This window comes from Mangrovibacterium sp., from assembly GCF_059905295.1.
The window spans coordinates 1-12,840 of the sequence record NZ_JBZQJF010000182.1; the positions used below are offsets into that span (position 1 = coordinate 1).

The 12,840-nt window shown below is 40.6% G+C and carries 12 protein-coding genes and 1 rRNA gene; 8 read left to right on the top strand and 5 right to left on the bottom strand.

All coding sequences use genetic code 11. From position 1 onward, the window contains the following. Window positions 1–616 (top strand): uracil-xanthine permease family protein (locus AC37HE_RS09715; RefSeq protein WP_500782636.1); only part of this gene is annotated, 616 nt, incomplete at its 5' end. Window positions 617–1,450: 834 nt separating this feature from the next. Here AC37HE_RS09715 and AC37HE_RS09720 read toward each other — a convergent pair. The 4 genes from AC37HE_RS09720 to purE all read right to left on the bottom strand — a co-directional run bounded on the left by AC37HE_RS09720 (window position 1,451) and on the right by purE (window position 6,071). Further along, window positions 1,451–2,608 (bottom strand): 1-acyl-sn-glycerol-3-phosphate acyltransferase, encoded by a 1,158-nt coding sequence (locus tag AC37HE_RS09720; protein ID WP_500782637.1) that lies wholly within the window; start codon window positions 2,606–2,608, stop codon window positions 1,451–1,453. A 45-nt stretch (window positions 2,609–2,653) separates the two neighbouring features. Further along, the gene (locus AC37HE_RS09725; protein WP_500782638.1) at window positions 2,654–4,651 is read right to left on the bottom strand and encodes a ComEA family DNA-binding protein; all 1,998 of its coding nucleotides are present in this window, start codon (window positions 4,649–4,651) and stop codon (window positions 2,654–2,656) included. Continuing rightward, window positions 4,648–5,472: a hypothetical protein gene (locus tag AC37HE_RS09730; RefSeq protein ID WP_500782639.1), complete on the bottom strand. Its 825-nt coding sequence runs from the start codon at window positions 5,470–5,472 to the stop codon at window positions 4,648–4,650. The genes AC37HE_RS09725 and AC37HE_RS09730 overlap by 4 nt, the downstream gene beginning before the upstream one ends. Before the next feature lie 92 nt (window positions 5,473–5,564). Then, complete coding sequence (gene purE, locus AC37HE_RS09735) at window positions 5,565–6,071, bottom strand: 5-(carboxyamino)imidazole ribonucleotide mutase (RefSeq protein WP_500782640.1); 507 nt, start codon at window positions 6,069–6,071, stop codon at window positions 5,565–5,567. A 277-nt stretch (window positions 6,072–6,348) separates the two neighbouring features. On the opposite strand from purE, the gene hpt reads away from it, so the two are divergent. From hpt to AC37HE_RS09770, 7 genes are all read left to right on the top strand, one after another. After that, window positions 6,349–6,888: a hypoxanthine phosphoribosyltransferase gene (gene hpt, locus AC37HE_RS09740; RefSeq protein ID WP_500782641.1), complete on the top strand. Its 540-nt coding sequence runs from the start codon at window positions 6,349–6,351 to the stop codon at window positions 6,886–6,888. A gap of 19 nt (window positions 6,889–6,907) precedes the next feature. Next, the gene (locus AC37HE_RS09745) at window positions 6,908–7,480 is read left to right on the top strand and encodes an adenylate kinase (protein ID WP_500782642.1); all 573 of its coding nucleotides are present in this window, start codon (window positions 6,908–6,910) and stop codon (window positions 7,478–7,480) included. An 85-nt stretch (window positions 7,481–7,565) separates the two neighbouring features. Then, window positions 7,566–8,561, top strand: coding sequence for a GTPase ObgE (gene obgE, locus AC37HE_RS09750; protein ID WP_500782643.1), 996 nt, complete (start codon window positions 7,566–7,568; stop codon window positions 8,559–8,561). A gap of 4 nt (window positions 8,562–8,565) precedes the next feature. Then, a complete protein-coding gene (locus AC37HE_RS09755) occupies window positions 8,566–9,255 on the top strand; it encodes a phosphatase PAP2 family protein (protein ID WP_500782644.1) in 690 nt (229 codons plus the stop codon). Next, a complete protein-coding gene (locus AC37HE_RS09760; RefSeq protein WP_500782645.1) occupies window positions 9,252–11,033 on the top strand; it encodes a MutS-related protein in 1,782 nt (593 codons plus the stop codon). Before AC37HE_RS09755 ends, AC37HE_RS09760 begins: the two co-directional genes overlap by 4 nt. A 74-nt stretch (window positions 11,034–11,107) precedes the next feature. Further along, the gene (locus tag AC37HE_RS09765) at window positions 11,108–12,163 is read left to right on the top strand and encodes a mannose-1-phosphate guanylyltransferase (protein WP_500782646.1); all 1,056 of its coding nucleotides are present in this window, start codon (window positions 11,108–11,110) and stop codon (window positions 12,161–12,163) included. Between the two features lie 110 nt (window positions 12,164–12,273). Beyond that, window positions 12,274–12,549, top strand: a complete 276-nt coding sequence (locus AC37HE_RS09770; protein WP_500782647.1) for a VanZ family protein — start codon at window positions 12,274–12,276, stop codon at window positions 12,547–12,549. Window positions 12,550–12,751: 202 nt separating this feature from the next. On the opposite strand, the gene rrf is transcribed toward AC37HE_RS09770, so the two are convergent. Then, a 5S ribosomal RNA gene (gene rrf, locus AC37HE_RS09775) occupies window positions 12,752–12,840 on the bottom strand; the annotation flags it as partial.

The following is a 12,840-nucleotide window of genomic DNA, read 5'->3' on the forward strand; positions in this document are numbered from 1 at the left end:
TGGATTTCCGGCCTTTACTGCACCTAAATTCAGCTGGGGGGCCATTACCTATATGATTCCGGTTGCCATAGCTCCAATCATTGAACATGTTGGTGATATGTATGCTATCGGGGGAGTTGCCGAAAAGAACTTTATTGAAAAACCAGGTCTTCATCGCACCTTGCTGGGCGATGGTATTGCTACGAGTTTGGCTGGTTGCTTCGGAGGCGTTCCAAACACAACCTATTCGGAAGTAACAGGTGCTATTAGTCTGACCAAAGTAACCAATCCATTTATTCTTCGAATTTCGGCCGTTACAGCAGTTATTTTCTCGTTAATAGGGAAAGTAAGTGGATTCCTGAAAACAATCCCGCAGGCCGTTTTAGGTGGCATTATGCTGCTTCTTTTCGGATTGATTGCCTCTGTGGGTATAAAAACTCTGATCGATTCTAAAACCGACATGACCAAAACCCGCAATCAAGTAATTGTTTCGGTAGTATTAACAGTTGGGATCGGAGGAGCAGTTATCTCATGGGGAAATTTCTCCTTAGCCGGTATCGGATTAGCCGCGGTGGTTGGGATCATCCTTAACCTGATTCTTCCGGGAGAATCCAAACAAGTGGTGGTGGAACAATAATCACAAATCCCAACAAATAAAACATTCATGATCCCCGAGAGTCACCAACAGCGATGAAAGTGGATTCTTCTGAATTGCCCCTCCCATCCCGACAAAGTCACCTTTTCCCCCTCGTCTGAGCGATAGCGGAGACGAGGGGGAAGTGGTTCATCGTTTGTAACGGTGACTAAAGGCGTTGAAAACGCCAACCCGGAAACCACTCGTTCGGAGACAAGTGGCAGAAAAACTCGAAACTTTAATAACAGAAGAAGACAGTGAATTGCGCTTTCTTACTTCTACATTTCTTATTGATTATTCGATATTCTACATTTCAAGGATTGCATCCTCCTTCGTCGTCCTACCAATGACAGATTTAATAAAAACTGTCATTTCCGAATTAAGCCCCACTTATTTGAGGTAGATACTTGCCAGAGCAGATCAGAGCACCAAAATACAAATCCACCGTTGGCCAATTTGCCGCCGGAAGTGCCGCGAGGGCTCTACGAATTGTAGCAACCTCCTGGCAATCGCTTTGGACCTTCTACGAATTGTGGAAGCTTCTCCGCAACCACTTTGACACTTCTACAATTCGTAGAAAGGCCGCGGCGACCACTTTGGGCTTTCTACCAATCGTAGAAGCTTCCCAGCATTCGGTTTGAAGAATCTACCATTTTTAGAAAAAACCTACATGATTCCGGGGAATCTCCAACAGGGTTGAAAGTGGAAAATTTTCCGGACATCAGGTAGTCATTGTTATCTGAAGTTGTCGGGTTGTCTGGGAATTTGGAACTTGAAACTCAGCAGGGACTTTCACAAAAAACGGCTGTCTAAAATTTAATTAGACAGCCGTTTTTTTTATTTCGATAATATTTTCGAGCTCACCACCTTCTCTTTGTTGAGTAAGGGGTTTGCATACATCTTCATGAATAATTTTTTCAGACAGTCAGCATCTCCATCTCCAATGGTTTTGACCATGTCCTCAAGGAGCTCTGCAAATTTTTCCTTGCAAGCACCATCAATATCTCCGTTTATTTTAGGCCCACAATCTAACAAATCTGCAGCCAAATAGTTATAGGGCCACAATTTATAGTTCCGATAAATACAGGAATCGATTTGATCTGCGAGATTTTGGATACATTCCTGCGGATTATCGCATTTCGCAATCCGATCCAAGTGAGCATCAATGGGCTCTCCAAAGGCAAAATGAACACGCCCCTTCGGACGGGTTAATCCAAAAGCCATGCTCTTCAAGTCATCAGCCTGAGTTTTAACAAAGCCTTCCCGCTCCTTTTTATAAATCTCTTCTACCTTGGAAATTCCGCAAGGCTCACGCTCGTACGATATTGAAAGCGGAACAATTTGCAACTCTCGAAAACCTTCAGCAAAGCCTGATTGATTACTCAGATTTAACATCTTCAACAAAGCCTGCTGAGTTTGATCACACCCATCTTTGGTACGCCCTTCCCGCTGTGCAATCCACACCGAAACATTATCCTCGGTAATTGTTTTGCGGATATAGGCTGACAATGTTTTCGAAGCAGTCAGCAACTCCCGGGCCGGCAAATTACGTTTCACCACAAACGCACCGTTCAACTTTACGATGTGATTGATCCAATCGTAAATAAGTAAATTATTCCCAATCGCAATTTCTGTGGTATTCATACCAGCCGACACCTGAATGAAATTCAAAATAGCCGCATCCAAAATGATATCCCGGTGGTTTGAGATAAAAAGATAAGCCTTCGATTTATCGAGATTTTCAAGCCCACTGTATGTAACGCCGCTTGTTGTCCGTTTTATAATCCAGTCTTCAATAAGCGGATACATAAACTGAACTTGTAGCTCCTGCTTGGTTTTTACATTCGCCAGCATCGCACTTATCTCTTCCACTTTCCGTTCGTCATTAAAAATGAAAAACAAGACCTGGCGAAATAAATCATCCTTCAATAAAACATTGAGGTAATGATTAATTTCCGGATCTTCGTAAGGACGAATATCGTCGAAACACATCATATCCTTATTTCGTTGATTTAGGGCGGCAAATATACAAAATGGTATTTAAATCCTAAACCGTAACTGAAGCTTAAACTCGGTTCGGGTTGAACCATCAATCGCTGTATTGCCACTTCCCAGCGTATTTACTCCCAAAAACCAAGTGCGACTGCATTTGAACCAAAATTCAACTTTTTCACAAATTTTAACACTTCCATTTACATAAGACCGAAATCCTTCGCCATAAAATGCCGGAATTGAGAACTGGTACAGCAAATCATTTTCATAAGCATAGATCCGTGCATCATAATCATCAGTATTAAAATAGGCAAAGCGCACCCATATTTTCGCGTGGTTGTTGACAGGATGAATAGCCAAATCCTGACTAACAAAAAAGCCTGAAGACTGGTGATCGTGTTCATAAAAGGAATGTTCAAGCCTAGTTCGAACCGCCAAGGTAGAACCTAACTCACCATCGACCTGAAGCCGGATCCCTTGCCTAATTTGATCATTGTTGTACCTTATTCGACCAGAACTAACTTTCAAAGGTTTTCGTTCATAAAAGTAACGCACATAAAGCTGCCAGTAGCGGGTACAATTATAATCAGCCCGGATCATAAACTCCTGACCTTTACCAGGGGCGGCTGTGGTATACTTTATCCATTTGTATTGAAAGAAATCGGCATACGCGTTAATCGACAATCCGGCAGCTGGTAAAACCCGCAGTCCCATGTAAAGGCCTTCTTCATCATTCACCCGGCTATTTTCCGTAAATGCAGCAGCAATTGGGGAATTATACTTTTTGTCAATATTCCGGTACAAAGTTGAAAAAGAAACCTGCCCGACCGGTTGAAACTGAAAACCATAAACTGTTGCCAAAGCGCCATCAGAATAAGCTGTCTCACCAAACAGATACAGCTTATTCAGCGTGTAACGCCAATTGAATCCTACATTGGTAATCTGTGTGCCTTCAAATAGAAATTGATTATACAAAGCATCTGTCCGCTGCAATGGAACGTCAAAGCGGGTGTGCATACCAGTTAGACCAAGCAACAAATTGCCGGTTCGAAATGAAAGCTGTGCACCACCAACCAATGAGTTCACCGAATTTTTCGCGGCAATCTCCGACTCCGTTCGATGTAAACCACTTGTTTGAATAGAAGTAAACACCTTCTCACCATCAATACTGTCAACATTTGCATCGAACTTCTTATACGAAACAAAAGGTTGAAACTTAAATTTTCCCAATAGAATATTTGCCCCAACTCCGCGCATAAAATTATTTTCATCGGTCGAAGAATAAGCTTTTATTCCCTGATTAAACCGGGCAATCCGATCAACATCAGTCGACTTGCCCATTGCGAATCCTTGCCAGGTAACGAGGCCTTGGCCAAACTGAACAACATAATCTCCCAAGACAACCGAAGCTGCCTTCTTTCCAAATTCAAAACGTGCAAAACCACTGTAAAAATCGAAACCTTCCGGGTTGGATTTACAAAAGAAACTTTCTCCCGCATCTTTCTCTGCTGTAAATCCAAATTGCAAAGCCTTTCCTGAAAATCGGTAACGGGTGTACAGCTTTTCCTGCGATCCCTCAAATTTCCCGTTCTTAAAGCCTGCCTGCTCTTCCAGTAATCGTGTACTTCTGAAAACCAATTCCTGCCTGATTCTTCGGTATTTTAAACTGGGGGTTTCCGTATCGAAGTTTAAGAATAGCCCTGTAAGTTCGGCCAGCGGTTCGGTAAATCCTTCAATCGAAGCGAGCTCAAAGTAGGACAAAACCGGACCATACTCATCGCGATATGCCAACAAAGCCTTAACCTGGATAGGGCTTAGAAAAAACAAGGGTTCAAAATCTGCGGCAACAGCAGAGTTTATCCGAATTGGAGATTCTTCAACCAAAACCAAATCGTTAATAAGTTGGTCAACATTGGCATTCTCGTCCTCCTCTAAAACCTGTTCCAATAGGCTCTGCAACCGATCCTGCAAGACTGTAAGGGCCTGCTGCCCTTCAACATTTAAAGCAACTACAATGAATATGAAACTAAAAATCAGTTTTTTCATGGGTGCTGGTAATAAAGGGTGAATGAAGGAGAAAATCCGAGATACTGATGATGAGAGAATGCTAAATCAGTATGAATATTACCCCATAAGAACCCGAATCCGAAACACCACTCAGGCTGGCCTGATTGAAAACCAGCTCTTAACTGAAACTGTTTGAGCAGCTTGTACTGAATTCCCCAATGGGTATTAAATTCGAACTCCTCGTGATAACTGATTTGTGAGGACACCAGCAATTTGTTTTGAAAGGTCTGGTGAGCTCCTAATCGAATACAATAAGGATATTGTTGATGAAAGTCCGTAGAGCTGATGGATAAGGAGTATGGATTGAAGGCACTAAGACCAAAGCCAAAGCTTTTTACCTGGCATTGCAAGCCCATAGAAAAGGTAAGCAAATTCGGCCGGGTATCGCTCTCAGCCATTCGAAACGAGAAATAATGAAACAGTAGTCCAAAGGATAATTTTTGGCCAAAGGTTTTCGCCAACCCAAGTTCGGTTAAATTCTCCTGGTAAAATTCATTTCCAAACTGCCCGTAAGAAGCAATTAACCGACTTGTTGAAATAGGGGTAATGAAAAAGACCGAAGCCGCTGAAAAATCTTTCAGCAAATAGCGATTGGAATAATTTAAGCCTACTAATAAGGAACTTTGGGAAGCAGCTGCAGGATTGAGCTGATAAGCTTCGCCACGAAGAAAACTGACTCCTGAATTACCGAGCGCCTGTAGCGAAGCGGGAACAACAAATGCATTTTGAGAGAAAGCATTCCAGTGAAACAGTAGAATACAAACCAAGCAGGTTAGTCTTCGGGTTAATTGGTTTTTCATAACAAGAGGGTGTTAACCTTTCGGCCCACCCTCTTGTCGCTTAATCAAGTTACAAAATCTTATCTGAACAAAGAAATTCTATCTGTTAAATATCAGTTTGTCTTGAATTTGAATTTCACTTCTGAAAGATCCTGGTTTGCTTTTACAATTTTTGATTTCAGGTTTTCTTTAAACTTAACCATCTTTTCAGCCATTTCAGCATCACCTAACGAAATCATCTGGGCAGCCAAAATTCCGGCATTCTGCGCTCCGTTAATGGCAACAGTTGCAACAGGAATTCCCGGAGGCATTTGAGCGATCGCCAGTAACGCATCCATACCATCAAGGCTAGCACGAATTGGCACACCAATAACCGGCAGTGGAGTCATCGCAGCAATTACTCCCGGCAAATGAGCGGCCATACCAGCTCCGGCAATAATCACTTTTATACCACGGTCTTTTGCGCCTTTAGCAAATTTTTCAACTTCTTCGGGTGTCCGGTGTGCAGACAAAGCATTGATCTCGAAAGGAATTTCAAACTCATCCATGATCTTTGCAGCAGCCTCCATCACTCCCAAATCGGAAGTGCTCCCCATGATAATACTAACTTTTGGTTCCATTATTTCTATTTTATAATCGTGTAAACAATCCACAAAACAAAGTTGTCGTACCGGAAGTTCATGCTTGAACTTTTTATACCGATTTAACCAAGCTATACAAAACTACGATCATTCGTCGAATCCTTCAAGTTAAAGTAAAAATAATCAACATTTCTCATTCAACCGAGCGATATTTTTTCGTTACTTTGCAGCTTTTTAAATTTCAGCGACGAAAAGTCGGATTAGAGTGATATTCAGTTAATATTTAAGTTGATTTATCCAGATAAAAGGGAAAAGGATGAAGAAAATTACCATACTTGACAAAGATTTCGAGCTTTTCATTTCTTACGAAAAAATTCGTTCTGTAATTGAAGAAATGGCTGAAGAAATGAATACAAAACTGGCAGGCAAGAACCCGCTCTTTTTATGTATTTTGAACGGTTCTTTTATGTTTGCCGCCGAGGTTTTCAAGCGAATTTCATTACTGGATGCAGAAATTTCGTTTGTAAAACTTGCATCCTACGAAGGAACATCCACTACCGGAACCGTAAAAGAACTGATCGGGTTGAATGAAGATTTGACCGGACGAACCGTTGTGGTATTGGAGGATATTGTTGATACCGGCATTACAATCAATAAAGTAATTGACCAACTAAAAGCTAAAAATCCGGCTGATTTACAAATCGCAACCTTATTGTTGAAACCCGATGCCTTGAAAAAAGAGGTGAATCTGGATTATATCGGGTTGGAAATTCCAAACGAATTTATCGTTGGATATGGTTTGGATTACGATGGTCGTGGTCGAAACCTGATTGATATTTACAAAGTAACAGAATAATCCCCTAATCTATTTTAGAATGTTAAATATAATTTTATTCGGCCCTCCGGGAGCAGGAAAAGGTACGCAGGCCGAATTTTTAATTGAAACTTTCGGATTGGTACATTTATCAACCGGAGATTTGTTGCGCAACGAGATTGCAGCAGCATCAACACTTGGAGTAGAAGCAAAACGTTATATGGACAACGGAGAGTTGGTTCCGGACAGTGTTGTTATAGGCATGATTAAAAACAAGTTGAAAACAACCAATGATGCCAAAGGTTTCATTTTCGATGGTTTCCCTCGCACAGTTGCACAGGCTGAAGCGTTGGATCAACTATTGAATGAAAACAAAACACCTATTTCCGGAATGTTAAGTCTTGAAGTTGACAAACCTGAATTAGTAGCTCGTTTGTTGAACCGCGGAAAAACATCAGGTCGTTCTGATGATCAGGATGAGTCTGTTATTGAAAACCGCATCAATGTTTATAACGAAAAGACATTACCATTAAAAAATTATTACAGCGCTCAAAACAAACAATTTGAAATCAAAGGCATGGGTACAATTGAAGAAATTGCCACTCGTTTGTCTGATGTTGTTAAGTCGTTGTAATCTTAAAACGCATTTCATAAAGACGAATGTAAATCAGCATTCGTCTTTTTTTGTATATCTTGTAATTCATCTATACTTTTAAAAAATGGCCGAAAATAATTTTGTTGATTACGTAAAGATCTTTTGTCGATCCGGTAATGGCGGTTCCGGTTCTGCACATTTACGTCGCGAAAAATACATCCCCAAAGGTGGTCCCGATGGTGGAGATGGTGGTCGCGGTGGTCACGTAATCGTTCGGGGAAATGCTCAAATGTGGACATTACTCCATCTACGTTATCAACGTCATATATTTGCCGGCCATGGTGCATCGGGAAGCAAACAGTGCAGCACTGGTGCCGACGGACAAGATATAACCATTGAAGTACCGCTGGGAACAGTGGCTAAAGATGACGAAACCGGTGAAATTCTATTCGAAGTTACCCACGACGGTGAAGAACACATCATCGTTAAAGGCGGTCGTGGTGGCTTGGGAAACACCCATTTCAAATCACCGACTAACCAGACTCCACGCTATGCACAACCAGGTGAAGAGGGAGTAGAAGGCTGGAAAGTTCTCGAATTGAAAGTTCTGGCCGACGTCGGGTTAGTTGGATTCCCCAGTGCTGGAAAGTCAACCTTACTTTCTGTTGTTTCGGCCGCAAAACCTAAAATTGGTGACTATCCATTTACCACTTTAACGCCCAACCTGGGGATCGTTTCATACCGCGATAATCAGTCGTTCATCATGGCCGATATTCCCGGTATTATTGAAGGAGCACATGAAGGGAAAGGCTTAGGATTGCGTTTTCTCCGACACATTGAACGCAACTCGATGTTGTTATTTGTAGTTCCGGCCGATAGCAAAGACCACAGAAAAGAATATTTCATTCTATTAAGTGAGTTGGAAAAATATAATCCGGAATTATTGGATAAAGATCGTTTTTTGGTGATCAGCAAAACCGATTTCCTGGATGAAGAGCTAAAAGAAGAGATCAGCCGGGAATTACACGACATTCCCCACGATTTCATTTCATCAGTCACCGGAGCCGGAATCGTGAGGTTAAAAGATACAATCTGGAAAATTCTAAATAAACCGAAATAATTGTATGCAGAGCATTATCGACATCGACAAGTCTATTTTTTTCTTTTTCAACGGGATGCATTCTCCCTTTTGGGACGTCGTAATGGCTCTTTTTACGCGCACTGAGTACTGGTTTATCTTTTATGCCGTTCTCATCTATTACATTATAAAACGTTACAAGATGAAGGCTATAATTATTCTAATTACCGTAGCTCTTTCAATTGTAATTGCTGATCAATTTTCCGGATTGATAAAAGACACCGTTCAACGGCTAAGGCCAACCCACGATCCCACCATGCAAGGGCTGGTTCATAATGTATTAAGCAGAGGAGGAATGTATAGTTATTTTTCGTCACATGCCTCAAATACCTTTGCAGTAGCAACGCTCCTATCTTATGTATTCAAAAACAGAAAATTCAACATCCTTATTTTTTGTTGGGCTACCGTAGTTAGTTATACACGACTCTATTTGGGTGTTCATTACCCTTTTGATATCCTTACCGGAGTTGCATTCGGAATGATCCTGGGCTACCTCATGTATAAAGTTCTTCTCTTTTTCGACAGAAGGCTTTTCATTCTTGGCCTCCCAATGATAGCCGATGCCAAACTTCGTTCAAAAGACTTACGCTATATTCTAATTTTCTTTTGCGTCATGCTTCTTTCGACCTTCATAATCGTTAACAGGCTACAACATTTCAACTGGCTTCAGTTATGAGTGCAAAACTGCTAACTTATGAAGACGACTTGAAAGAGTATGAGCTTCAACTAAACCAAGTCAAGCAGAAACAGCAACGCTTTTTTATTTATCGGATTCTTTTCTTTTTGGCGATCATTTTATCGTTCCTTTATCTGCCAATCTATCCGGCCATATTTTCAGCAACCTTTTGTAGTGTGCTTTTTTTCCGGATCGTGAGAAAAAGTATTACAGAAGAAAGGAGAGAAGGACTACTAAACCGTTTAATCTCGATCAATAAAAATGAAATAGAAGCCTTAAACGGATCTTTTAAGCATTTCTACGATGGCAACGAATTTATCAACTCCGACCATCCTTATTCATACGATCTCGATATTTTTGGCACAGGTAGCCTGTTTCAATATTTAAACAGGACAACAACGCCTCTGGGCCGACAAAAGCTTGCCAATTATTTAAAAGAAACAGAAACGAGAATTGAAATCCTGAAAGCCCGGCAACAGGCAGTAGCTGAGTTAGAAGATGATTTAAGATGGCGACAACATTTTGCAGCCAAAGGGAATTTAGATAATGAAAAGGATTTGAAATTGCTCGAGCAGTTCTCGGAGAAAGACCATCTGAAAAATCCGAAGAAAATTAAGATCCTGATAACCCTTATCCCCATTGTTTTCGTTGCAGCCTTTATTCTGTATCTTACTGGTTTGGTAAACTGGTCAATTCTGCTTCTGATTGCTGTTTTTAACGGAACCATCCTTTTTTTCAGTAACAAAACGATCAATAAATACAATCTTCATTTTGGTAACCAAACCAAGATCCTGCAAAAGTATCAATCTTTAATCCATCATATTGAAGACAAGGAACTCGAATCATCCGATCTTCTAGAATTGAAATCAAGGTTAATTTTTGAAAAACAAACTGCATCCTCGATTATTCAAAAGCTTCAGGCTTACTTGACCAAATTCGATTATCGGGGAAACCTTCTGTTTGGAATTTTTGCGAACTCATTCTTCCTCTGGGATCTAATCTATGTTTATAAACTCAACTGTTGGCATTTAAAATATCATGGCGAATTACAAAAGTGGTTCGATGTAATCGCAACATTCGATGCACTTTTAAGCTTTTCAAATTTTAACTATAACCATCCTGATTTTGTAGCTCCAACCTTTACCGAGGCTGAATTTTGCCTTGATGGTAAAAATCTGGCTCATCCTTTAATCCGGGAAAACGTCCGTATCGGGAACGACTTTTCGATGACCGAAAAGGGCCAAATAATAATCCTAACAGGAGCGAATATGGCTGGTAAAAGTACTTTCCTTCGTACAATCGGCATCAATATGATTTTAGCTATGAATGGTTGCCATTGTTGTGCTGATTCGTTCCGGCTAAAACCTGTTCCCCTTTTTACCAATATGCGGACTACCGATAACCTGATGAAAGCTGAATCTTATTTTCACGCTGAGCTATTGCGACTGCAGGCGATCCTAAATCAGATTAAAAGCGGGATTCCGACCTTCATCTTAATTGACGAGATGTTGAAAGGCACAAACTCGAATGATAAGCTGGAAGGATCAAAAGCATTAACCAACCAATTGGTCAAACTTCAGGCAAACGGGATTATTTCCACCCACGATCTCAAACTTCCAGACTTGCAGCATACGCATCCACGGCATATTCACCCCTTGTGTTTCGAAATTACCATTGAAAACGATCGTTTAGTATTCGACTACAAATTACGTCCAGGTATAACGCAGACCATGAATGCCATTTTTTTAATGCGAAAAATGGGAATTGCCAGCGAATAAACTATTAGCTATTTTTCCTTTAACACAATCAACTTATATTTGTTGGATATAATAGATCCAAACAAGATTAAACAATGAACAAAAACAATTATCTGGTCATTATGGCCGGAGGTATTGGTAGCCGTTTTTGGCCGGTTAGCACAGCAGACAGACCCAAACAGTTTCTGGATATGCTTGGAACCGGAAGAACTTTATTCCAACATACAGTTGACCGTTTCAAAACCATTTGCCCTCCTGATAATATTTTGGTTGTAACCTCCGAGAATTACACAGCAATAGTCAAACAGCAATGCCCCGAATTAATTGATTCGAATATCCTGGCTGAACCATGCATGCGAAATACAGCTCCTTGCATCGCCTATGCTTGTTATAAAATCAAAAAATTGAATCCCCAGGCCAATATTGTTGTTAGCCCCGCCGACCATTTAATTGAAGACATTGATATTTTCCAAAATGAAGTGGAAAAAGGACTGGATTTCATCGCAAATAATGATGCCATTTTAACGTTAGGAATTTCACCGACAAGACCTGAGACCGGTTACGGTTATATTGAGACAACTGACAAAAATGCGGATATTGCGCGTGTAGAAGCATTCCAAGAGAAACCAAATCTCAGCACTGCTAAGGAATATTTAGCAAAAGGAGGATTTTACTGGAATGCAGGAATCTTTTTTTGGTCCTTATCCACAATTATTTCAGCATTTGAGAAGTACAATCCAAAGCTCGCTGAAACATTTGAAAAGGGATTTTCAAAACTATATACCGAAGAAGAAACGGCTTTTATACAAGAAGAGTTCCCAAAATGCGAAAGCATCTCAATCGACTACAGTGTAATGGAGAAAGCCGATAATTTGTTTGTACAAAAAGCCACATTCAGTTGGTCCGATTTAGGAACCTGGGGATCATTATGGGAAAAATCTGAAAAGAAAAAAAACGGAAACGTTTCGAATGTTACCAAGACGAACTATTACGAAAGTACCAATAACTTGGTCCACACAAATTCACTAAAACAGGTCATCGTGCAAGGATTAAACGATTACATCGTTGTAGAAGCCAACGGAACCTTGCTCATCTGTGAAAAGCGAGAAGAACAAAGAATCAAGGAGTTCCTGAAGGAAATGGAAGGATAATCAAACTGGACCCAATGACTCTTAAATCAATTCACAAACTTTTTCCACCTCCTCGTTATTGCAAATATTTTTCGATCGCATGGGGCTTAGTAATTTTAATACTATGCCTTATGCCTTCGAACGACCTTCCCGAAGCCAACAATATTCCACAGCTCGATAAAATAGTCCACTTCACCTTTTATTTCGTCTGGTCAATATTACTACTATCAACCAAAGAAATAAATCTAAAGCCCTATATAACTCTTTCACTACTCTTGTTATTTAGCTTTGGTATTGAGATTCTACAATTGTTACTTCCCCTTGGAAGATCGTTCTCAATGCTCGATTTAGCAGCTAATTTAACAGGCTTAATTGCAGGTTGGGCATTCTATTCCAAGGCAAACTAATTCTCTTCGAAAAAGCATTTATTACACGATCTAGCAAAAATGACCACGCTAGAGGTACAAGTAATACTCGTTTAACCGTTAACAAGGAAAGTAAGTCTAAATTAATTGGATTTCACCAATCCCTGCTCGAACAAAAGGAATTTTATTCTGAAAGTTTGGGGTAATAAAAAACCCGTTGCTCAGAAGAACAACGGGTTTAAAAAGAGGGCGACGACCTACTCTCCCACATAAATGCAGTACCATCGGCGCTGGCGGGCTTAACTTCTCTGTTCGGAATGGGAAGAGGTGGAA